Here is a 19,703-nt window from a genome sequence, read left to right as displayed (position 1 = left end):
GTACCGTCCCGCCACCAACTCCCAGAAAAGGTGCGGGGCATGGCGAGCGTGGCCGGGCGGGGGCGAGCACCACTCGACACCGCGGTGGTGCAGGGCTTCTACGACCGGATGCGGGCGGTGGCGCCGGCCGCCTACGGGGCGATCGAACGGGACCGCGCCGACGACCCGACACGGCCGTTCGCCGAGACGGCCTGCGGCCGGCTGGTCGGCTCGCTCGACGCGGCCGGCCTGCGCGCGCTCGGCATGTGGGCGCACCACTGGTGCATGCGCTTCTACGACGACGACACCCGGGTCGGCGTGCGGTTGGTCGGGGAGATCGCCGGCCGGCGCGGCCTCGGCTGGACCGCCGACGAGGTGCGCTGGCTGCTCGACCGGTCACACGAGGCCGGGCCCGCCGCCGGCCACCGGTTCACCCTGCCGCTCGCCGCCGCGGCGGAGCTGCCGTCCGGCGCGCTGCCCGAGGACGTTCCGGTCGACACGGTGCCGGCCGACTGGCGCCGGTTGCGAGCCGGCTGAGCGGCGGTCACGCCCCGAGCGTGTCGGTCCGGGAGCTGCCCGAGCACCATGGCGACGACCGCCACCGCGAAGCCGGCGAGCTGGATCGGGCCGAGCGCCTGGCCGAGCACCAGCCAGCCGAGCGCCGCGGCGGTCAGCGGGCTGAGCGCGCCGAGCATCGACACCCGGCCCACCGGCAGCCGGGCCGCGCCCCGGAACCAGAGCGCGTACGCCAGCGCGGTGCCGACCAGCCCGAGCCACGCGTACCCGAGCAGGGCCGGCCCGTCCGGCGCGGGCGGCGCCCCCTCGACCACGGCGGCGACCGGGGTGATCAGCAGGCCGCCGGCGACGAGCTGCCAGCTCGTGGCCGCGAGCGTGCCGACCCCGGGCGGGCGCCCCCAGCGGCGGGTGAGCACCAGGCCGGCGGCCATCGCGGCGGTGCCGGCCAGGCCGGCGGCGACGCCGAGCGCGTCGAGGCCGGCGCCCGGCCGCAGCACCACCAGGGCGACGCCGGCCGGGGCGGCGACGGCGGCGAGCAGCGCCGTGCGGCCGGGCCGGTCCCGGAGCAGGGCGACCGTGAGCATCGCGACCAGCAGGGGCTGGGCCGCGCCGAGCACGGCCGCGGTGCCGCCGGGCAACCGGTAGGCGGCGACGAAGAGCAGCGGGAAGAACGCCCCGATGTTGAGCGTGCCGAGCAGGGCGGCCCGGCCCCACCAGATGCCGTGCGGTCGGCGGCGGGTCAGGGCGAGCAGCAGCAGGCCGGCCGGGAGGGCGCGGATCGCCCCGGCCCAGAGCGGCCGGTCGGCGGGCAGCAGCTCGGCGGTCACCAGGTAGGTGCTGCCCCAGGTGACGGGCGCGATCGCGGTGAGCGCGACATCGGTCCGGCGGGTCATGCCTGCCTCTTCTCACGGTGGTAAGTATCTTAGAGCTAAGCTACTTGGCGTCGAGTAAAAGCGGAAGGGCGACGTGCGGCACAATCGACAGCCGTGGCAGCGGACGAGGTGGACCTGATCGTCGAGCAGTGGCGTCGGGAACGGCCCGGCATGCGGCCCGAGCCGATGGCCGTCTTCGGCCGCATCTACCGGCTGTCCCGGCTGGTCGGCGACCGGCAGGAACAGGTGTACGCCCGCTGGGGCATCGGACGCGGCGAGTTCGACGTGCTCGCCGCACTGCGCCGGTCCGGCCCGCCGTACACGCTGGCGCCGAAGGCGCTCACCGCCGCGCTGATGCTCACCTCCGGCGGGATGACCGGCCGGCTCGACCGGCTGGAACGCGCCGGGCTGGTCCGCCGCGCGCCGGACCCGGGGGACCGGCGGGCGCTGCGGGTCAGCCTCACCGACGCCGGCCGGCAGATCGTCGAGGAGTCGGCGGAGGCCGGGCTGGAGGTGCAGCGGCGGATCCTCGACGCGCTGCCCCCCGCCGACCGGGACCGACTGGCCGACCTGCTGCGCGCGCTGCTCGCCGCCGCCCAGGCGGCGGACGGGCCACCGGACGACGAGGCACAATGATCTCCACCGTCGCCGGCCGGAAGGACACCCATGCCCGCCACCGAACCGACCATCGTCGCCACCAGCATGGGCTACTTCAGTCGCCGGCGCGGCCCCTGGGACGCCCGGCCCAGCCAGCTCTTCGACCACATGGCCGAGCTGGCCGGCGCCGGTGACGCGCCCCGGGTCTGCTATCTCGGCCAGGCCGTCGGCGACCAGCCGACCGGCCTCACCGTGTTCTACGGCGCGTTCGCCGACACCCGGTTCCGCGCGTCCCACCTGGCGCTGTACCCCATGCCCAACGTCGACGACATCCGCGCCCACCTGCTGGCGCAGGACGTCATCTGGGTCGGCGGCGGCAGCGTCGCCAACCTGTGCGCGGTGTGGCGGGTGCACGGCCTGCCGGAGATCCTGCACGAGTGCTGGCAGGCCGGCGTGGTGCTCGGCGGCGTCTCCGCCGGCTCGATCTGCTGGCACACCGGTGGTGCCACCGACAGCTACGGCCCGGAGCTGCGTCCGTTCACCGACGGGCTGGGCTGGCTCCCGTACGGCAACGGCGTGCACTACGACAGCGAGGAGCAACGCCGGCCGCTGATGCACCGGCTGGTCGCCGACGGGACGCTGCCGACCAGCCACTGCACCGACGACGGCGTCGGGCTGATCTACCGGGGGACCCGGCTGGTCGAGGCGGTGGCGGACCGGCCGGATGTGGCCGCGTACGAGCTGGTGCGCGCCGACGACGGCACGGTGCGGGAGACCCGGATCGAGCCCCGGCTGCTGCCCGCCGGGCCGGACGGCCGGCAGACCGCGTAAGCTGGCTCGTCGTGAGTCTCACCATCGGCATCGTCGGCCTGCCCAACGTGGGCAAGAGCACCCTGTTCAACGCGCTGACCAAGAACGACGTGCTCGCCGCGAACTACCCGTTCGCCACCATCGAGCCGAACGTCGGCGTGGTCGGGCTCCCCGACGAGCGCCTGGGCAAGCTGGCCGAGATCTTCTCCTCGCAGAAGGTGCTGCCCGCGCCGGTCTCGTTCGTCGACATCGCCGGCCTGGTCCGGGGCGCGTCGAAGGGACAGGGCCGGGGCAATGCGTTCCTGGCCAACATCCGCGACGCCTCGGCGATCTGCCAGGTGGTGCGCGCGTTCTCCGACCCGAACGTGGTGCACGTCGACGGCAAGGTCTCGCCCGCCGACGACATCGAGACGATCAACACCGAGCTGATCCTGGCCGACATCCAGACGCTGGAGAAGGCGCTGCCGCGGCTGGAGAAGGAGGCCAAGCTCCGCAAGGACCGGGCCGCCGCCGTCGAGGCCGCGAAGAAGGCCGTCGAGGTGCTCGACAACGGCATCACGCTCTACGCGGGAGCCGCCGCCGCGAAGGTCGAGCTGGAGCACCTGCGCGAGCTGCACCTGCTCACCACCAAGCCGTTCATCTACGTCTTCAACGTCGACGAGGCCGAGCTGGGCAACGCCGCGTTCCTCGACGAGCTGCGCGCGCTGGTCGCGCCCGCCGAGGCGGTCTTCATGGACGCCAAGATCGAGTCCGAGCTGGTGGACCTGCCCGAGGACGAGGCCCGCGAGCTGCTGGAGTCGATCGGGCAGTCCGAGCCGGGCCTGGACCAGTTGGTCCGGGTGGGCTTCCGGACGCTGGGGCTCCAGACGTACCTCACGGCCGGCCCCAAGGAGGCGCGGGCCTGGACCGTCCCGATCGGGGCGACCGCGCCGGAGGCCGCCGGGGTGATCCACAGCGACTTCCAGCGCGGCTTCATCAAGGCCGAGGTGGTGTCCTACGCCGACCTGGTCGCGGCCGGATCGATGGCGGCGGCGAAGGCCGCCGGCAAGGTCCGGATCGAGGGCAAGGAGTACGTCATGCAGGACGGCGACGTGGTGGAGTTCCGCTTCAACGTCTGAGTCCGGCCTGTTTCCGCAGTTCAGACGGTGGACGCCCCGTTCTGGGGCACATCACGGGCGCGAAGGGCCCCGGCCTACTCGGCGACGAAGACGCCTACGCCCGGCAGCGTCTCGGTCATGCCCTTGATCCGTAGCACCTGCATGGCGCGGTCGATCACCGGCTCGGTCACGCCGTAGTGCTCGATCAGCTCTCGCCGGCTGGGCAGCTTGGCACCCGGCGGGAACTCGCCGGACGCGATGCGTTCGGCGAGGTCGTCGGCAATCTGCTCGTAGCGGTAACGCGGTGGCACGGTGTTCTCCTCGGTTGGCGACACGAGTCAACCACCTACACCAGCCCTTGACTACCCAACGGTACCTATGGGAGGTTGCGGAGGAGGTCGTCCCCTCGGTTGGCACTGTGGGCCGTCCTCGCCGGCGTGGATGCCCGGCACATCCCCCGTGATCGGGCATCCACGCCTCCGGACACCCGTGGCGCGAGGAGGCCGCAGTGCTCCCTTCCCACCTCGGATTCGGTGGCTGTGACATGTCGCCGAAGCGGGTTACGTATGACGACTACGTCCTGGCGGCAGCGCTCACCCTCGCCCGTCGCCACCGACCGGTGTGGTCCTGGCGGCACTGGCGACGCATCTGCCGCTGCGGCGCGAACCTGCCCTGCCGAAGTCGGCATCGCATCCCGATCAACCGCGGCCACTGGCCCAACCAGGACGGCCTGTCATGAGCGCACACCAGCCCGTCAAGCCGACATGGACGTGCGAAGGCTGCGCGGGGGATTGGCCCTGTCGGAGCCGGCGCCGCGAACTGCGAGCCGAGTACAACGCCGCCTCGGCATCGCTGGCGGTCTACCTGGCCGCACAATTCGTCGATGCCGTCCAGGACCTTGGCCACGTTCCTACCGGCGATCTGTACCGCCGATTTCTCGGCTGGATCCGATGAGCATCCTGCGAGCGGGCGACGAGAAGTTCCACTACAGCGACGGCTCGCACAAGTGGATCCCACCGGACCCCGACTACGACCAGGAGGTCTGGAACGAGCAGGTCCGCCAGCACAAGCTGGGCCACCTGAGGAACGAGCACCCGAAGGTGCGTACCCAGCGCCGTATATGAGCCAGCGACCACCGCCGATGCCGACACTGTCGCAGATCACCTGGCGGACGCGTGTCGCACATCAGTCGACGGAGGACAAGCGGGCTGCCGGCGAAGTGGTTCAAAGTTTCTGTACGTCTTCAAGGCGGCCCTGAACGGGCCGCACGCGCCGCCGCCTGGGCGCGCGCCCGACGCTCCGCTGTCGCTCCACGACGGCCACGCAGAACGCCCGTCGGCTGGCGCGGACAGCGGGAAGCCCGGGGGCCGCCGCAGACGGGATAGGTCAGGGAAGTGGTGGAGGTTCGTCGCCGGCAGCCGGCCGCGCCGCGGCCGGAGCAGCGCGGCGCAGGGAAGGGCACGCCGGGTCCGCAGCGCGGGTCGCGGCGGCGGACCGGTCGCGGTCACTGCGCCTCCGGCGGGGGCGCAACGACTCCAGGATGGCCGGAGCTGCGTCGGCGGGTCGCGGTCCGTGGGTGGTTGCGCGTGCCATCCCGCCAGCCGTCGACCCGGGCGAGCCGAGCAGACCACCGCCCGACCCGCCAGCGTCCGACCGTGCGTCAAGGTCCGCTTGACGTGGCGGGCCGGGCGGCGGCCCGCTCCCCAAGGGGCGGGTCGACGGCAGACGGGATGGCGCTACTTGAAGATGGCGATCGGATGGACAATGACATCCGGGTGCGTGAAGGAGAGATCCTCGTCTTCAAATGGAACGTGCAGATGAGCAGCACCTTCCTGCATGTGTTTCATGGCTTCGGTTACGGTACTTACTTCAATTGGCACCGGCGGCGCATCTTTCAGAACGCGGACCAGCGACTCTTGATGTCTCGGGGAGAGAATAGAGCGCACCTGAGCCACAACCTGGTACCTCTCCTCAATGTTCGCTAGGCCCGAAACCAGATAATCGGAGGAGAGTCTGGCCACGATCCGCGGCCTGCCTGTGCTATTGGCTCTTAAATATACGGCAACTGATCGACTGCCATCGCTTCCCGAAATCCAGCTCTCCATCATCTGGGCGGTTCGCTTTATATTGGCAAGCTCCTGTTGTTTCAGCCCGAATTGCTGCGGAGCCTTGGCGAACGAGGAGTACGCGGTGACCAGCTTGAACAACGGACTTACGCTGACATCCGCTGAGAAGTGCAAGGTGTCTCCAACTGACACCTCGTCGCGAACTTCCATGTCCCACTCGTCAAAGGTGCCCAGGGCACCTTCTTCTTTGAGGCGGCGGAACCAGGATTCGAACGAAGAAAACCTGGTTCGGGTTTTCACAAGTTCCTCCTGGATGCTTCCCTGCCTTTTCTTTGCACCCCCAACGCGAGTGCCTTTAATTCCAATCCCTCCGTCTATCGAGCCTTCGGACGCTTCCGTTGTCTTCTCGACGATTTCATCGATTCGCCCGGCTTCGAAAGCCGATAGTGAGTTAAGAATGGTGTCGTGATTCAGGTAAATGAACTCTCGGTGAAGATTCGTCTTTGGCTTTTTATAATTCCCCACTTGTCTCTCCCAGTAGGTCACCCGAACCGGTACGACGCGAGCCTACGAACATACGTCAAGCACCTATCAAGCGGTGAGGCAGCAAACCAGACTGGCGTTGCTGCCGAGCGGAAGGCGTGAAAATTGCAGCGGGAGTCCGGGCGGCCCTCGTGGTTCGCGGATCAGCTCCCAGCTATTGGCGTCTGCCTCGATCTGGTCGTGGTCAACCATAGCGCTCACAACTGGCAGGTTCGACTACGGCCCGCCGAAGTCGAAGCCAGCGGCTGAGGGACTAACTGGGTGACGATCGGGGTGTACGGGTCTGGACGTCTGTGGACGATGCCGGACGCGAGTCCCAGCGCGCAGCCAAGGTCGGCGCAGGTGAGAACGCCCTGATGGTTGCCTGGGGGTCAAAGGAGTCAGGCAATTCGGCAAGATGACCGAGAGCGACCAGCAGCACCCGGAGAATCGGCAAGTCAGCCGCCACATGAGGGCGCGGCTGACCTGGTGGGTGGCGGACGAGACGACCTGTACGCCGGATTGTTTGGCCTGATCTACTGGCGAGATGCGCGGGCATCTTCCCCACCTCGCACTGCTGAGCGCTGGCGTCATGACGGCAGGGGCTGGCCTGATGGTCGCCCTGGGCTACATGGAACAGCCGGGACCGCTGAACGAGGCGCTGTTGGGTGCGATCGGCGGTGCCACAACGGCGGCGGGGTTCCGTCGTTGGAGGAAGAACCGTTCGTCGGGCTTGGGGCACACACGGGGCACAAGACAGCGTGAAACGTCGGCAACCAGCCACCAATAACGTGAGGTCGGCACGAGGTGCCGCCAGCGCGTCGGGCACGTCGGTGCAGGTCACGGGAGCCTCCGTCTTAGTTCCGCTTCAACGTCTGACTCCGGCCCGCCGGGGCTGGCAGGATCGGTACGGTTGGCGCTGAATTCAGCAATCGCTGTACTGTCGTCGGGTGGAGATCCTGACGCACGGGCATGTGCTGGCCCGGTTCGGCCATGCGTTGTCCGACCCCATCCGAGCGCGGTTGCTCTTGGCGCTGCGGGACGCTCCGGGCTATCCGGCGGAGCTGGCCGACCTGCTCGGGACGACTCGCCAGAACCTGTCCAACCACCTTGCCTGCCTGCGCGGCTGTGGTCTGGTCGTGGCGGTGCCCGAGGGGCGGCGGACCCGCTACGAGCTGACCGACGCGCGGCTGGCGCATGCTCTCGGTGACCTGCTGAACCTGGTGCTGACGGTCGATCCGACGATGTGCGCGGACGCCGACGAGAAGGGCTGCTGTTGATGTCCGCCCCTCTGCTGCAGGTCCGATCCGGTGGCGGCGCGGCCCGTCGTGCCGTGCTCGCCCGACGGGTGCGGCTCCTGGTGGCGGCGACGATCACCTACAACGTGATCGAGGCGGTGGTGGCGATCACGGCCGGTGCTGCGGCCTCCTCCACCGCCCTGATCGGCTTCGGTCTGGACTCGGTGATCGAGGTTTCCTCGGCAGCGGCGGTGGCGTGGCAGTTCGCCGGCCGTGACCCTGAGGCGCGGGAGAAGGCCGCACTGCGGATCATCGCGGTGTCGTTCTTCGCGCTTGCCGCGTACGTGACCGTGGAGTCGGTGCGGGCGCTGGCCGGCGGCGGAGAGGCCGAACACTCCACCGTCGGTCTGGTCCTGGCTGCCCTGTCCTTGCTGATCATGCCGGTGCTGTCCTACGCGCAGCGGCGGGCCGGGCGCGAGTTGGGCTCCCGATCAGCGGTGGCCGACTCCAAGCAGACCCTGCTCTGCACCTATCTGTCCGCCGTGCTGCTCGTCGGCCTGGGTCTCAACAGCCTCTTCGGCTGGTCCTGGGCCGATCCGCTCGCCGCGCTCGTCATCGCCGTGGTGGCGGTCAAGGAGGGGCGAGCGGCGTGGCGCGGGGACGCCTGCTGCGCGATGCCGGTCAACGGTTCGGCTCCACCTGCCGGTCGGCGTGACAGCGCCGACACCTGTGCGTGCGAACCTGGCTGTTCCTGCTGCTCGGGCGAGACGAAGTGATCTTCCGGCGCTGCGGGTGCCGCTTCGACGGCTGACCGTGCAACGGGGTGAGAGACATCGCGCTGTCACTGCGCCAAACGCGGAGGCTTACCGTTGGCGGTGTGCCGCGCATCGAGCTGACCACGGACGTCCAGGCAGCCACGGAAGCCGTCTTCGACGCCTGCCTCGACGTCGACACGCACACCGACTCCATGGCGAACAGCGCCGAACGGGCGGTCGGCGGCGTGACGACCGGCCGGTTGGCGGCCGGCGACACCGTGACGTGGGAAGCGCGGCACTTCGGCCTGCCCTGGCGGATGGCCGTCCGGATCACCCACTATCGACGACCGCACGGCTTCACGGACGAGCAGATCAGCGGCCCGTTCCGCCGATGGCACCATGAGCACACGTTCACCCGGAACCCGGCTGACCGCGCGGCGACCCTCATGCGCGACGTCATCGACTTCACGGCGCCGATGGGCCCCCTCGGTCGCCTGGTGGCCCACTTGATCCTGCGGCCGTACCTGCGACGCCTCATCGCCCGCCGCAACGCCTACCTCGCGGACGCCTTGGCACGGCCTCAACGCCAAGCTGAGGGGGCGGAGTGAAACCGCCTGGCGGGCACTAGGTCAGCTTTTGCGGACGGGCAACAACCCGGTCAGGTCGATCTTGATCGGGAAGGGCAACGAGGTGCGCAGCTCACCCCGATGGATTCCGGTCGGCGCATACGACCGGGTGGGGCCGTCGATCTCGTACGTGTAGACCACCGGGGAGCCGTCCTCGTCCTCGATGCGCCAGTAGTTCGCGATCCCCGCTTCCGCGTACTTGCGCAGCTTGACGTTGCGGTCCCGGTGCGCCGACTCGGGCGAGACCACCTCGACCACCAGCAGCGTCTCTTCGGGTGTGTAGAAGGTGCGGGACGGGTCGTAGGGCGCCGTTGTGGCAAGAAGATCGGGCTCGGGGCGGTTCCATCGGTCGAGTCGAATCGTGATTTCCCGATCGACCTCGACGCCTGCCGGAGCCTGCTCGGTCAGGGCGATCACCAGTGCGGTGACCATCCGGGCGTGCCAGACCCGCTGAGGGGACATCATGAAGACGAGTGCTCCATCGATGAGCTCGGTGTGACGCGGCGCTTCGGCGAGCTTGTCCAAATCCTCGGAATACCAGCCTTCAGGGCGGGGCGGCCGCATCCACTCGGGCACCGCAGTCATGGGCCTCACGGTAGCACTCGGTGACGGGCCGACCTGCGCGCTCACGCGGTCGGCGCGTTCTTCGAGCAACCCTCTCGGCGGTGCTCTGCGAGAGATCAAGAGCACGCCTCGGGTGCTGGCGACGGCAGGTGAGGGTGGCGTGGCGTCATGGTGATGCCAAGCTGAGGATGGCTCTTGAACAGGGTTGATGCAGTAATCAACTCAGGGCGCGTGCCGCAGTGGCATCATTTAGGCTTGCCATGGTGCCAGTGATGTGCCACAGTAATGCCATGGACTTGACCTCGTATGTGAGCAACCTCGGGCGGGAGTTCGCCACGCTCGCCGAAGCCGGCGGTGAAGAGTCGCGTGCGCTGGTCGAGCGCCTGACCGGGCCGCTGGAGTCGGCGATCCGGATGACGCTGCTGGACGCGCTGTCGGCCGCCGCCGACGAGATCACCCGGGAACTCGCCCCCGGCTCGGTGGAGGTGCGGCTGCGCGGCCGGGACCCGGACTTCGTGGTGACCCCACCGCAGGCCGAGCCGCTCCCGGCGGCGTCCGACCAGGGCGCGGCACCGGACATCGACCTGCCGATCAGCGAGGACGGCCCGGTCGCCCGGATCAACGTACGCATGCCGGAGCAGCTCAAGGCCGCGGTCGAGGAGGCCGCCTCCGCCGAGGGGCGCTCGGTCAACGCCTGGCTGGTCCGGGCCGCCGCCGCCGGCCTGTCCCGAGGCGACCGGGAGTCGCGTCCCGAGCCGCGCGCCAGCGGGCAACGGTCCCAGCAGCGCTTCACCGGCTGGGTGCACTGACCGTACCGCCCCACCCGGCTTTTCTCTTCACGTCCCCCTGACCTGCGGGGACGACTCACCGACCCAGGATGTGGGGACAACCATGCCTGTTTTCGACACACCCGAATCGATCTCCGTCACGATGGAACTCGGCGTCGCCGCCGTGCGGGTGGCCGCCGGCGACCGCGCCGACACCGTGGTGGAGGTCCGCCCGAGCAACGGTGACGACGAGTCCGACGTCCAGGCCGCCGCCCAGGTACGCGTCGAGTTCACCAACGGCACGCTGCACGTGACCGGCCCGAAGCGCACCTTCGACTTCTCGAAGAAGAGCAGGTCGGTGGATGTCTCCATCGAGTTGCCCGGCGACTCCCGGCTCGCCGCGCACCTGCTGCTCGGCGACGTGCACGCCACCGGCCGGCTCGGCGAGACCCGGGTGAAGACCACCGGCAACGTCCGGCTGGAGCGCAGCGGCCCGCTGCGCCTGCACACCGGCGTCGGCCACGTCACCGTCGACGAGATCACCGGCGACGCGGAGATCTCCACCGGCTCCGGCACGGTGCGGGTCGGCAGTGTCCAGGGCGCCGTCGCGGTGAAGAACTCCAACGGCGACACCACGATCGACGCGGCCACCGGTGACGTGCGGGTGCGTAATGCCAACGGTGCCATCGAGGTGGCGCACGCCGGCGCCGGCGTCGACGCGAAGACCTCCAACGGCGGCATCCGTGTCGCCGAGGTGACGCGCGGCTCGGTGGTGCTGGGCACCGCAATGGGTGACCTGGACATCGGCGTCGCGGCGGGCACCGCCGCCTGGCTGGAGGTCAACACCGGCTTCGGCCAGGTGCACAACCACCTGGAGAGCACCGCGCGGCCGGGCGGCACCGAGGAAACCGTCGAGGTACGCGGCCGGACCTCCTACGGCGACATCACCATCCACCGGTCCTGACGGGAGGACACCATGACCACGTATCAGATCGCCGTGACCGGGCTCCGGAAGTCGTTCGGCGAGCACGTCGTGCTCGACGGCGTCGACCTGCGCGTACCCGAAGGCACGGTCTTCTCGCTGCTCGGCGCGAACGGCGCCGGGAAGACCACCACCGTGCGGATCCTGTCCACGTTGCTCGCCGCCGACGGCGGTGAGGTCCGGGTCGCCGGGCACGACCTGGCCCGCGAGCCGGACGCGGTACGCGCCGCGATCGGTGTCACCGGTCAGTTCTCCGCGGTGGACAAGCTGCTCACCGGCGAGGAGAACCTGCGGTTGATGGCGGACCTGCACCACCTCGCCCGCCACGAGGGCCGGCGGCGGGCCACCCGGCTGCTCGAACGGTTCGACCTGACCGGGGCGGCCGGGAAGCCGGCGTCGACCTACTCCGGGGGCATGCTGCGGCGACTCGACCTGGCGATGACGCTGGTCGGCGACCCTCGGGTGATCTTCCTGGACGAGCCGACCACCGGGCTCGATCCGCGCAGCCGCCGGGACGTGTGGCAGATCGTCCGCGAGCTGGTGGCCGGCGGCGTGACCATCTTCCTGACCACCCAGTACCTGGCGGAGGCGGACGAGTTGGCCGACCGGATCGCGGTGCTCGACCACGGCCGGGTGGTCGCCGAGGGCACCCCCGAGGAGTTGAAGCGCCGCATCCCGGGCGGGCACGTCCGGCTGCGGTTCGCCGACCCGGCGGGCCTCGACGCGGCGGTACGCGTGCTCGACCGGGCCACCCGCGACACCGACGCGCTCACCCTGCGGGTGCCCGGCGACGGCAGCCTGCGGTCGCTGCGGGCGCTGATCGGCCGGCTCGACGACGGTGGCGTCGAGGTCGACGAGTTGTCCGTGCACACCCCCGACCTCGACGACGTCTTCCTCACCCTGACCGGCGGACCCACCGACACCCTGACCGGCGGACCCACCGACACCCGCACCGACCAGCCGTCCGATGGGAAGGTGACCACGCGATGAGCGTCTCCACCCACGCCGACCTCCGGTTCCACCCGCTGCGCGACTCGGTGACGATGCTGCGCCGCAACCTCCGGCGCATGCTGCGCTACCCGTCGATGACCGTGATGCTCATCGGGATGCCCGTGGTCTTCCTGCTGCTCTTCGTCTACGTGTTCGGCGGCACGCTGGGCGCCGGGCTCGGGAGCGGCGCCGGGGGGTCGACGGCCGGTGGCGGCGCGGCCGGTGCGGGGACCCGGGCCGCGTACGCCAACTACGTGGCGCCGGCGATCATCCTGATGACGGTGGCGGCCACGGTCCAGGGGACCGCCATCTCGATCGCGATGGACCTGACCGAGGGCATCATCGCCCGGTTCCGCACCATGCACATCGCCCGCGTCTCGGTGCTGACCGGACACGTCCTCGGCAGCATGATCCAGGCGGCGTTCAGCCTGGCCGTGGTGATCGGCGTGGCGCTGCTTGTCGGCTTCCGTCCCACCGCCGGGCCGGTCGGCTGGCTGGGCGCGGTCGGCCTGCTCGCGGCGGTGACGTTCGCGCTGGTCTGGCTGGCGGTCGCGCTCGGCCAGGTCAGCGAGAGCGTGGAGACCGCGAGCAACCTGCCGATGCCGCTGATCCTGCTGCCGTTCCTCGGCAGCGGGTTCGTGCCCACCGACTCGATGCCGGCCGGCCTGCGCTGGTTCGCCGAGTACCAGCCGTTCACCCCGATCATCGAGAGCCTGCGCGGCCTGCTGATGGGCACGCCGCTCGGCAACGACGGCTGGCTCGCGCTCGGCTGGTGCGCCGTCGTCGCGCTCGGCGGGTACCTCTGGTCCCGGCGGCTGTTCAACCGCGAGTCCCGCTAGCTGCGGCGCCCGCCCCCCGGTCCGCGAGTCAGCGGATCCGGGGGCTGCGGCGTTCGATGAGCGTGACGTCCCGCCAGACACCGTGGTGCCGGCCGATCCGCTCCCGGGTGCCGACCACCCGGAAGCCGCGGGCCGCGTGCAGCGCCAGGCTGGCGGTGTTCTCCGGGAACACGCCGGACTGGATGGTCCAGACGCCGGCCGCCTCGGTGGAGTCGATCAGCGCGTCCAGCAGCAGCCGGCCGACGCCGCGGCCCCGCGCCTCGGGATGCACGTAGACGGAGTGCTCGACCACCCCGGCGTAGACGCAGCGGTCGGAGACCGCCGAGCAGGCCACCCAGCCGAGCAGCCGTCCGCCCGCGTCGAGCGCCACCCACCGGTGACCGGGCAACCGGCCGGCGGTGAACCGGGGCCACTCCGGCGGCTCGGTCTCGAACGTGGCGTCGCCCTCGGCGATGCCGAGGCGGTAGATCGCCAGCACGGCATCGGCGTGCGTGTCGTCCATCGCGGCAACGGTGACGGTCATCGGCGACGACGTTACCGGAGGCGGTAGACCGAGATGTGCGTGCGGCTGTCCGCGTCGAAGGGCGTCCGGTCCCAGTCGGCGTACCGCTCGGCGAGGTGGAGCCCGGCCCGCTCCGCCATCTCGTCGATCTGCTCCGGCCAGGCGTAGCGCATGGCGAACGGCTTGAGGTGCACGCCATCGGCGTCGAACGTGATGGTCTGCCGCACGAACGTCTGCGCCGCCCGGTCGTACCGGTGCATCCGGATGGTGGCCGAGTCCTCGGTCACCTCCCGGACCTGGACCTGCTCGTCCCGGTCGAAGCCGGCCGGGTCGGGCACGAACGTCTCGATGACGAACGCGCCGCCGGGCGCCAGCACCCGCGCGACGTTGCCGAAGCACGCCGCCTGACGCTCCGCGTCGACCAGGTTGAACAGCGTGTTGAAGACCAGGAAGACCAGACGGTACGGCCCGGACACCGGGACGTCCGCCATGTCGCCGATGGTGACCGGCAGGTGCTCGCCGCCCGGCTTGGCGCGCAGCTGCGCGACCATCTCCGGGGACGCCTCGACGCCCTCCACGGCGAGGCCGCGCGCGGCCAGCGGCAGGGCCACCCGGCCGGTGCCGATGGCGAGTTCGAGCACCGGTCCGCCCGCGGCGACGGGCGCGAGGAAGTCGACGGCCGGCGTCGGGTCGGGATTGCCGGGGCCGTCGTAGTTCGCGGCCCAGAGTCGGCCGAACAGGCCGGGATCATCGAAGACGGACATTGCGTCAGCAGACCAGTGGTCGTCCCGGCGCCACAACCGGATTACGACGGTCAGCCCGCCCGCAGGGCGTCGTCCACGCCGGTCTCGTGCCGGCCGAGGTGCACCGGGTCCCGGCCGGAGAGCACGTCCACCGCGGCCTTCACGCTGGCGCCGTACTCCCGGGCGCTGCTGATCCGCCACTGCCGGGCGTACCGGCGGACGGTGTCGTCGCCCACGCCGTCGGCCGTCACCCCGACGTGCCGGCAGAGCGCCACCGCGCGGGGCAGGTGGAACGACTGGGTGACCACGATGGCCCGCCGCACGCCGAAGATCCGCCGGGCCCGGACGCACGAGTCGTAGGTGTCGAAGCCGGCGTGGTCGAGCACCACCTTCTCCGCCGGCACCCCCCGGTCGACGAGCCAGCGTCGCATCGCGTCCGGCTCGTCGTAGTCCCAGTCCATGTGGTCGCCGGAGACCAGCACCACCTTGACCCTGCCGGCCGCGTACAACTGCCGGGCGATCTCCAGCCGGGCGGCCAGGAACGGCGACGGTGCGCCGTCCGGCTCGACCTTGGCGCCGAGCACCAGCGCCACCGGCGCGTCCGGCACGTCGGCGACGGTGAACACGTGCCCCTCGGCGTCGCCGCGGACCCAGGCCACGCTGGCCGCCGTCGCCACCGCCAGCAGCACCGCGCCGGCGACGCCGGTCAGCAGCAGCCGGCGGATCAGGCGTACGGCCCGCCGGTGCCCGTCGTGCCAGGTGCGCCAGCGTGCCGTCAGCCCCCGCATGGCGGCGATTGTGCCAGGCCGCTCAGGAGATGTGGTGCAGGATGACGTTGTGCACGTGGTGGCTCTTGTCCGCGCCCCGGAACTCCACCTCGTAGGTGTGCGTGCCGACGTGCACGGCGATCGCCCCGGTGGAGAAGAACGAGCCACCCCAGGACTTGTTGCTCACCACGCTCACGCTGGTGATCTTCGAGTACGGGATGCTCGTGATGGCGTACCGCTTGCCGACGAACGAGCGGTCCTGGACGATCACGCGCCGGTCGGTCAGGCCGATGAAGCCGGTGCCGGTGCCGATCGCGTCGTAGACGGCGATGATCTGCTCCCCGGGCAGCAGCCCGCTCTGGATCTGCTGGAACTGTTCCTTGCGGTCGTACGTCGGACCAGACATGTCCTCGACGGTAGGGCAGCCGCGCCAGTGTTCAGGGCGCGGTGACCGCCCGGACCGCGTCCTCGATGCGGGCCGCGAGCAGCACCTCACCCTCGGTGAGCGGCTCGCCGTCGTCGTGCCCCAGCCTGATCCGGGTCCGCCCGGCCTGGCGACTGATCTCGGGGCGCAGTCGCAGCGCGTCGGCGACCACCGCCACCCGCTCGGTGAGCGCGGCGTGCTGGGTGTCGTCCAGGGCGAGCATGCGACTGAGCTGCTCGCCCTCGCGCGTCCACCCGGGCAGCAGGGCGAGCGCGTCGCTGAGGTAGTCGTGCTTCGCCCGGCTGCTGAACAGCACGCGCATCACCGCACCTCCCAGGCGTCGTTGCCGGCTTGTGGCCAAATCGTCGCCATCCCGTGTCCCAGTCGACGCCCTCTAGTCTGTCGTCGCACAGATGGTGTGTCCACGCCCACACTTCCGTGTTCTGCTGGCCTGATGGCCGACTCAGCTACCCAAACCGCCGATTGATCTGGCACGCTGGTGGCCCGTGCGGACCGAACGGGTTAGCGGAAATGGGCAGGCCGACCGGCGGGAGCCGAGGGTGGTCGTCGGAGCGGCGATCATCGTGGCCGGCCGAGTCCTCGCCTGCGAGCGCGCCGCGCCGCCCGAGGTGGCCGGGCGGTGGGAGTTCCCCGGCGGCAAGGTCGAGCCCGGGGAGACCGAGGTCGACGCGCTGACCCGGGAGTGCGCCGAGGAGCTGGGCGTCCGGGTCGCGGTCGGCACCCGGGTCGGGCGGGACGTCCGGATGGCGCACGGCCGGTCCGTCCTGCGGGTCTACGCGGCCCGCCTGCTGCACGGCGACCAGCCGACCGCGTTGGAACACGCCGAACTGCGCTGGCTCTCCGCGACCGAGCTGGACACCGTCGAATGGCTGCCGGCCGACGTGCCGATCGTGCCCGCGCTGCGTCCGCTGCTCGCCAAGCCCTGAGCCGCGCCCGCCGCCGGCAGGATCAGACCCGCCGAACCGGACAGCCGGGCGGAAACGGGACGGGGGCCGGCGGCGTGTGCCGCTGGCCCCCGTCATCGTCGCGCCGCTTGTCAGTGCTTCGGCTCGTCCTGCTGCGGGTGGGCGAAGTTGAGGTGCTCCGCCGGCAGCGGGAACTCCACGTCGTCGCCGAACGGCGACGGCGCGGCGGCCCGGTCGAAGGTCAGCTCGGTCAGCGGCAGCTTGCCGTTGGCGTCCACCGCCGGGGCGGTCGGGTGCGGCACCTCGCGCTGCCAGTTGACGCCCTGCTGGGCCTGGCGCTCGGCACCGCTGTCGTGCGAACCGCCGGCGTGCGAGTGCACCCCACGGTGAGCCGCGCCGGTGGTCACCGCACCACTGGAATGCCCGCTGGTCGCGCTGGTCTGAGGCACTTGACCCCTCCGGAAGATCTTGTTACCGAGCCACACAAGGGGATCGTACCTGCGGTCCACGACCCGTTCCTTCATGGGGATGATCCCGTTGTCGGTGATCTTGATGTGCTCGGGGCAGACCTCGGTGCAGCACTTCGTGATGTTGCAGAACCCGAGCCCCATCTCCGACTGCGCGTACTCCTTGCGGTCGGTACGCGTGTCGAGCGGGTGCATGTCCAACTCGGAGGCCCGGATGAAGAACCGGGGACCGGAGAACGCCGGCTTGTTCTCGTCGTGGTCGCGGATCACGTGGCAGACGTTCTGGCACAGGAAGCACTCGATGCACTTGCGGAACTCCTGCGAGCGCTCGACGTCGACCTGCTGCATCCGGTAGTCACCGGGCGCCACGTCGGCCGGCGGCGCGAACGCCGGGGTCTCCCGCGCCTTCTCGTAGTTGAAGGACACGTCGGTGACCAGGTCCCGGATCACCGGGAAGGTCCGCAGCGGCGTGACCGTGACGGTCTCCGTCTCCTCGAACGTCGACATCCGCGTCATGCAGCCCAGCCGCGGCTTGCCGTTGATCTCCATCGAGCAGGAGCCGCACTTGCCGGCCTTGCAGTTCCAGCGGCACGCCAGGTCCGGCGCCTCGGTGGCCTGGAGCCGGTGGATGACGTCGAGGACGACCTCGCCCTCGTTCACCTCGACCGCGTAGTCCTGGAGGTCGCCGCCGGTCTCGTCACCCCGCCAGATGCGGAACTGTCGCTTGCTTCCCATCAGCGCTCCTCCTCGGTGCGGGCGTCGAACTCGGCGAGCTCCTCGTCGGTCAGGTATTTCGACAGCTCGGCCCGGTCGAACAGCCCGATCAGCTCCGGCCGCATCGTCGGCAGCGCCTTGTGGGTCAGCCGGACCGCGTCGCCGTCGAGCGAGCAGACCAGGTTGACCCGCCGCCACTTCGGGTCCATCGCCGGATAGTCCTCCCGGGTGTGCCCGCCGCGCGACTCCTGCCGCTCCAGCGCCGCCTTCGCGGTGCACTCCGAGACCACGAGCATGTTGCGCAGGTCGAGCGCCAGGTGCCAGCCCGGGTTGTAGCGCCGGCCACCGACCGCGCTCACCTTCGCCACCCGCTCCCGCAGCTCGGCCAGCCGGCCGAGCGCGTCGGCCAGCTCACCCTCCCGCCGGATGATGCCGACCAGGTCGCCCATCACCACCTGGAGATCCTGCTGGAGCTGGTAGGGGCTCTCCCCGGTGTCACGCTGCAACGGCGCCAGCGCCGTCTCCACCGCGGCCTCCACCGCCGCCACCGACACCGCCGGGCGGGCGGTGAGCTGGTCGGCGTACGTCGCGGCGTGCCCGCCCGCCCGCTTGCCGAAGACCAGCAGGTCGGACAGGGAGTTGCCGCCGAGCCGGTTGGAGCCGTGCATGCCGCCGGAGACCTCACCGGCGGCGAAGAGTCCACGCACCGTGCCGGCCGCCGCGCCGGAATCCGGGTCCACCTCCACGCCACCCATCACGTAGTGACAGGTCGGGCCGACCTCCATCGGCTCCTTCGTGATGTCGACGTCGGCCAGCTCCTTGAACTGGTGGTACATCGACGGCAGCCGGCGCTGGATCTCCTCCGCCGACTTGCGGGAGGCGATGTCCAGGTAGACGCCGCCGGCCGGCGTACCCCGACCGGCCTTGACCTCGCTGTTGATCGCGCGGGCGACCTCGTCGCGGGGCAGCAGCTCCGGCGGACGCCGGTTGTTGTCCGGGTCGGTGTACCAGCGGTCCGCCTCGTCCTCCGTCTCCGCGTACTGCTTGCGGAAGACGTCCGGGACGTAGTCGAACATGAACCGCTTACCCTCGGAGTTCTTCAGCACGCCGCCGTCGCCGCGCACCGACTCGGTGACCAGGATGCCCTTCACCGAGGGCGGCCAGACCATGCCGGTCGGGTGGAACTGGAGGAACTCCATGTTGATCAGCGTGGCCCCGGCGCGCAGCGCCAGCGCGTGGCCGTCCCCGGTGTACTCCCAGGAGTTCGAGGTGACCTTGTAGGACCGGCCGACGCCGCCGGTGGCCAGCACCACGGCCGGCGCCTCGAAGAGGATGAACTCGCCGGACTCCCGGTAGTAGCCGAACGCGCCGGCCACCCGGTCGCCGTCCAGCAGCAGCTCGGTGATCGTGGTCTCGGAGAACACCCGGATCCGGGCGTCGTAGCTGCCGAACTCGCGCTTGTCCTCCTGCTGGAGGGAGACGATCTTCTGCTGGAGCGTGCGGATCAGCTCCAGGCCGGTCCGGTCGCCGACGTGCGCCAGGCGCGGGTACTCGTGGCCACCGAAGTTGCGTTGCGAGATCTTGCCGTCCTTGGTGCGGTCGAAGAGCGCACCGTACGTCTCCAGCTCCCAGATCCGCTGCGGCGACTCCTTGGCGTGCAGCTCGGCCATCCGGAAGTTGTTCAGGAACTTGCCGCCGCGCATGGTGTCCCGGAAGTGCACCTGCCAGTTGTCCCGCGAGTTCACGTTGCCCATGGCCGCCGCGGCGCCGCCCTCGGCCATCACCGTGTGCGCCTTGCCGAACAGCGACTTCGAGATGATCGCGGTCTTCTTGCCGGCCAACCGGGCCTCGATCGCCGCGCGCAGGCCGGCGCCACCGGCCCCGATCACGACGACGTCGTAGTGGTGTCGTTCGATTCGCGTTTCAGTCATGTCAGGGGC

General features: G+C 70.5%; 24 protein-coding genes and 1 pseudogene. 14 read left to right on the top strand and 11 right to left on the bottom strand.

Annotated features, from left to right (window positions below):
* Window positions 1–39 precede the first annotated feature (39 nt).
* Window positions 40–516: a hypothetical protein gene (locus tag ACLQ2W_RS10940; RefSeq protein ID WP_425786292.1), complete on the top strand. Its 477-nt coding sequence runs from the start codon at window positions 40–42 to the stop codon at window positions 514–516.
* 101 nt (window positions 517–617) lie between these two features.
* On the opposite strand, the pseudogene ACLQ2W_RS10935 reads toward ACLQ2W_RS10940, so the two are convergent.
* Window positions 618–1,388, bottom strand: a pseudogene (locus ACLQ2W_RS10935) (EamA family transporter); the annotation flags it as partial.
* A gap of 93 nt (window positions 1,389–1,481) precedes the next feature.
* Here ACLQ2W_RS10935 and ACLQ2W_RS10930 point away from each other — a divergent pair.
* The 3 genes from ACLQ2W_RS10930 to ychF are packed head-to-tail and all read left to right on the top strand — an operon-like array spanning window position 1,482 to window position 3,892.
* The gene (locus ACLQ2W_RS10930; RefSeq protein ID WP_425786291.1) at window positions 1,482–2,003 is read left to right on the top strand and encodes a MarR family winged helix-turn-helix transcriptional regulator; all 522 of its coding nucleotides are present in this window, start codon (window positions 1,482–1,484) and stop codon (window positions 2,001–2,003) included.
* A 30-nt stretch (window positions 2,004–2,033) separates the two neighbouring features.
* A complete protein-coding gene (locus ACLQ2W_RS10925; RefSeq protein ID WP_425786290.1) occupies window positions 2,034–2,795 on the top strand; it encodes a Type 1 glutamine amidotransferase-like domain-containing protein in 762 nt (253 codons plus the stop codon).
* A gap of 11 nt (window positions 2,796–2,806) precedes the next feature.
* Window positions 2,807–3,892 carry a redox-regulated ATPase YchF gene (ychF, locus tag ACLQ2W_RS10920; protein WP_425786289.1) on the top strand — a complete coding sequence of 362 codons (1,086 nt, stop codon included), beginning with the start codon at window positions 2,807–2,809 and terminating at the stop codon, window positions 3,890–3,892.
* Window positions 3,893–3,966: 74 nt separating this feature from the next.
* On the opposite strand, the gene ACLQ2W_RS10915 is transcribed toward ychF, so the two are convergent.
* Window positions 3,967–4,206, bottom strand: coding sequence for a winged helix-turn-helix domain-containing protein (locus ACLQ2W_RS10915; RefSeq protein ID WP_107159014.1), 240 nt, complete (start codon window positions 4,204–4,206; stop codon window positions 3,967–3,969).
* A 400-nt stretch (window positions 4,207–4,606) separates the two neighbouring features.
* Here ACLQ2W_RS10915 and ACLQ2W_RS10910 point away from each other — a divergent pair, with 400 nt between their 5' ends.
* The gene (locus ACLQ2W_RS10910) at window positions 4,607–4,825 is read left to right on the top strand and encodes a flavin reductase (protein WP_425786288.1); all 219 of its coding nucleotides are present in this window, start codon (window positions 4,607–4,609) and stop codon (window positions 4,823–4,825) included.
* A complete protein-coding gene (locus ACLQ2W_RS10905) occupies window positions 4,822–4,995 on the top strand; it encodes a hypothetical protein (protein WP_425786287.1) in 174 nt (57 codons plus the stop codon). The genes ACLQ2W_RS10910 and ACLQ2W_RS10905 overlap by 4 nt, the downstream gene beginning before the upstream one ends.
* A 612-nt stretch (window positions 4,996–5,607) precedes the next feature.
* On the opposite strand, the gene ACLQ2W_RS10900 is transcribed toward ACLQ2W_RS10905, so the two are convergent.
* Window positions 5,608–6,483, bottom strand: a complete 876-nt coding sequence (locus ACLQ2W_RS10900; RefSeq protein ID WP_425786286.1) for a DUF6414 family protein — start codon at window positions 6,481–6,483, stop codon at window positions 5,608–5,610.
* A 926-nt stretch (window positions 6,484–7,409) separates the two neighbouring features.
* On the opposite strand from ACLQ2W_RS10900, the gene ACLQ2W_RS10895 reads away from it, so the two are divergent.
* From ACLQ2W_RS10895 to ACLQ2W_RS10885, 3 genes are all read left to right on the top strand, one after another.
* Window positions 7,410–7,739, top strand: a complete 330-nt coding sequence (locus ACLQ2W_RS10895) for an ArsR/SmtB family transcription factor (RefSeq protein WP_281937909.1) — start codon at window positions 7,410–7,412, stop codon at window positions 7,737–7,739.
* Complete coding sequence (locus ACLQ2W_RS10890; protein WP_425786285.1) at window positions 7,739–8,473, top strand: cation transporter; 735 nt, start codon at window positions 7,739–7,741, stop codon at window positions 8,471–8,473. Before ACLQ2W_RS10895 ends, ACLQ2W_RS10890 begins: the two co-directional genes overlap by 1 nt.
* 101 nt (window positions 8,474–8,574) lie before the next feature.
* The gene (locus ACLQ2W_RS10885) at window positions 8,575–9,060 is read left to right on the top strand and encodes an SRPBCC family protein (RefSeq protein ID WP_425786284.1); all 486 of its coding nucleotides are present in this window, start codon (window positions 8,575–8,577) and stop codon (window positions 9,058–9,060) included.
* A 21-nt stretch (window positions 9,061–9,081) separates the two neighbouring features.
* Here the strand turns inward: ACLQ2W_RS10885 and ACLQ2W_RS10880 are convergent, their stop codons facing one another.
* On the bottom strand, window positions 9,082–9,663 hold the full coding sequence (locus ACLQ2W_RS10880; protein WP_425786283.1) for a Uma2 family endonuclease: 582 nt from the start codon (window positions 9,661–9,663) through the stop codon (window positions 9,082–9,084).
* 269 nt (window positions 9,664–9,932) lie between these two features.
* On the opposite strand from ACLQ2W_RS10880, the gene ACLQ2W_RS10875 reads away from it, so the two are divergent.
* The 4 genes from ACLQ2W_RS10875 (at window position 9,933) to ACLQ2W_RS10860 (ending at window position 13,220) form a co-directional block, all read left to right on the top strand.
* Window positions 9,933–10,451, top strand: coding sequence for an Arc family DNA-binding protein (locus ACLQ2W_RS10875; RefSeq protein ID WP_425786282.1), 519 nt, complete (start codon window positions 9,933–9,935; stop codon window positions 10,449–10,451).
* A gap of 82 nt (window positions 10,452–10,533) precedes the next feature.
* Entirely contained in the window at window positions 10,534–11,373 is an 840-nt protein-coding gene (locus tag ACLQ2W_RS10870; protein WP_425786281.1) for a DUF4097 family beta strand repeat-containing protein, read from the top strand.
* Between the two features lie 12 nt (window positions 11,374–11,385).
* Window positions 11,386–12,381, top strand: a complete 996-nt coding sequence (locus tag ACLQ2W_RS10865; protein WP_425786280.1) for an ATP-binding cassette domain-containing protein — start codon at window positions 11,386–11,388, stop codon at window positions 12,379–12,381.
* Window positions 12,378–13,220, top strand: coding sequence for an ABC transporter permease (locus tag ACLQ2W_RS10860; RefSeq protein WP_405091129.1), 843 nt, complete (start codon window positions 12,378–12,380; stop codon window positions 13,218–13,220). Before ACLQ2W_RS10865 ends, ACLQ2W_RS10860 begins: the two co-directional genes overlap by 4 nt.
* Before the next feature lie 28 nt (window positions 13,221–13,248).
* Here ACLQ2W_RS10860 and ACLQ2W_RS10855 read toward each other — a convergent pair whose 3' ends face one another.
* From ACLQ2W_RS10855 to ACLQ2W_RS10835, 5 genes are read right to left on the bottom strand one after another with little or no spacing between them, the layout of a single operon-like run.
* Window positions 13,249–13,743 (bottom strand): GNAT family N-acetyltransferase, encoded by a 495-nt coding sequence (locus ACLQ2W_RS10855; protein WP_425786279.1) that lies wholly within the window; start codon window positions 13,741–13,743, stop codon window positions 13,249–13,251.
* An 11-nt stretch (window positions 13,744–13,754) separates the two neighbouring features.
* Entirely contained in the window at window positions 13,755–14,486 is a 732-nt protein-coding gene (locus tag ACLQ2W_RS10850) for a class I SAM-dependent DNA methyltransferase (RefSeq protein ID WP_425786278.1), read from the bottom strand.
* A 50-nt stretch (window positions 14,487–14,536) separates the two neighbouring features.
* On the bottom strand, window positions 14,537–15,253 hold the full coding sequence (locus ACLQ2W_RS10845; protein ID WP_425786277.1) for a SanA/YdcF family protein: 717 nt from the start codon (window positions 15,251–15,253) through the stop codon (window positions 14,537–14,539).
* 22 nt (window positions 15,254–15,275) lie between these two features.
* A complete protein-coding gene (locus ACLQ2W_RS10840) occupies window positions 15,276–15,638 on the bottom strand; it encodes a PH domain-containing protein (protein ID WP_405091126.1) in 363 nt (120 codons plus the stop codon).
* A gap of 31 nt (window positions 15,639–15,669) precedes the next feature.
* Window positions 15,670–15,978, bottom strand: a complete 309-nt coding sequence (locus ACLQ2W_RS10835) for a 4a-hydroxytetrahydrobiopterin dehydratase (RefSeq protein WP_405091125.1) — start codon at window positions 15,976–15,978, stop codon at window positions 15,670–15,672.
* A gap of 238 nt (window positions 15,979–16,216) precedes the next feature.
* Here ACLQ2W_RS10835 and ACLQ2W_RS10830 point away from each other — a divergent pair, with 238 nt between their 5' ends.
* Window positions 16,217–16,603, top strand: coding sequence for a (deoxy)nucleoside triphosphate pyrophosphohydrolase (locus tag ACLQ2W_RS10830; RefSeq protein WP_405091124.1), 387 nt, complete (start codon window positions 16,217–16,219; stop codon window positions 16,601–16,603).
* Window positions 16,604–16,713: 110 nt separating this feature from the next.
* On the opposite strand, the gene ACLQ2W_RS10825 is transcribed toward ACLQ2W_RS10830, so the two are convergent.
* Together ACLQ2W_RS10825 and ACLQ2W_RS10820 are read right to left on the bottom strand one after the other, a co-directional pair.
* Complete coding sequence (locus tag ACLQ2W_RS10825; protein ID WP_281937886.1) at window positions 16,714–17,784, bottom strand: succinate dehydrogenase/fumarate reductase iron-sulfur subunit; 1,071 nt, start codon at window positions 17,782–17,784, stop codon at window positions 16,714–16,716.
* Window positions 17,784–19,694: a fumarate reductase/succinate dehydrogenase flavoprotein subunit gene (locus tag ACLQ2W_RS10820; protein WP_425786276.1), complete on the bottom strand. Its 1,911-nt coding sequence runs from the start codon at window positions 19,692–19,694 to the stop codon at window positions 17,784–17,786. The genes ACLQ2W_RS10825 and ACLQ2W_RS10820 overlap by 1 nt, the downstream gene beginning before the upstream one ends.
* Window positions 19,695–19,703: the final 9 nt, after the last annotated feature.

Source organism: Micromonospora sp. DT227 (assembly GCF_049841835.1).
In the GTDB taxonomy this organism is placed as follows: domain Bacteria; phylum Actinomycetota; class Actinomycetes; order Mycobacteriales; family Micromonosporaceae; genus Micromonospora.
Note: the sequence above shows the minus strand (reverse complement) of the source record. Positions and strands in the feature narration are given on the sequence as shown.

Bases quoted from the DNA above. Each gene is read 5' to 3' on its own strand.
- ACLQ2W_RS10940 (WP_425786292.1), top strand. From the start codon at position 40: ATGGCGAGCGTGGCCGGGCGGGGGCGAGCACCACTCGACACCGCGGTG.
- ACLQ2W_RS10925 (WP_425786290.1), top strand. From the start codon at position 2,034: ATGCCCGCCACCGAACCGACCATCGTCGCCACCAGCATGGGCTACTTC.
- ACLQ2W_RS10910 (WP_425786288.1), top strand. From the start codon at position 4,607: ATGAGCGCACACCAGCCCGTCAAGCCGACATGGACGTGCGAAGGCTGC.
- ACLQ2W_RS10905 (WP_425786287.1), top strand. From the start codon at position 4,822: ATGAGCATCCTGCGAGCGGGCGACGAGAAGTTCCACTACAGCGACGGC.
- ACLQ2W_RS10890 (WP_425786285.1), top strand. From the start codon at position 7,739: ATGTCCGCCCCTCTGCTGCAGGTCCGATCCGGTGGCGGCGCGGCCCGT.
- ACLQ2W_RS10880 (WP_425786283.1), bottom strand. From the start codon at position 9,663: ATGACTGCGGTGCCCGAGTGGATGCGGCCGCCCCGCCCTGAAGGCTGG.
- ACLQ2W_RS10875 (WP_425786282.1), top strand. From the start codon at position 9,933: ATGGACTTGACCTCGTATGTGAGCAACCTCGGGCGGGAGTTCGCCACG.
- ACLQ2W_RS10870 (WP_425786281.1), top strand. From the start codon at position 10,534: ATGCCTGTTTTCGACACACCCGAATCGATCTCCGTCACGATGGAACTC.
- ACLQ2W_RS10865 (WP_425786280.1), top strand. From the start codon at position 11,386: ATGACCACGTATCAGATCGCCGTGACCGGGCTCCGGAAGTCGTTCGGC.
- ACLQ2W_RS10860 (WP_405091129.1), top strand. From the start codon at position 12,378: ATGAGCGTCTCCACCCACGCCGACCTCCGGTTCCACCCGCTGCGCGAC.
- ACLQ2W_RS10855 (WP_425786279.1), bottom strand. From the start codon at position 13,743: ATGACCGTCACCGTTGCCGCGATGGACGACACGCACGCCGATGCCGTG.
- ACLQ2W_RS10850 (WP_425786278.1), bottom strand. From the start codon at position 14,486: ATGTCCGTCTTCGATGATCCCGGCCTGTTCGGCCGACTCTGGGCCGCG.
- ACLQ2W_RS10845 (WP_425786277.1), bottom strand. From the start codon at position 15,253: ATGCGGGGGCTGACGGCACGCTGGCGCACCTGGCACGACGGGCACCGG.
- ACLQ2W_RS10840 (WP_405091126.1), bottom strand. From the start codon at position 15,638: ATGTCTGGTCCGACGTACGACCGCAAGGAACAGTTCCAGCAGATCCAG.
- ACLQ2W_RS10835 (WP_405091125.1), bottom strand. From the start codon at position 15,978: ATGCGCGTGCTGTTCAGCAGCCGGGCGAAGCACGACTACCTCAGCGAC.
- ACLQ2W_RS10825 (WP_281937886.1), bottom strand. From the start codon at position 17,784: ATGGGAAGCAAGCGACAGTTCCGCATCTGGCGGGGTGACGAGACCGGC.
- ACLQ2W_RS10820 (WP_425786276.1), bottom strand. From the start codon at position 19,694: ATGACTGAAACGCGAATCGAACGACACCACTACGACGTCGTCGTGATC.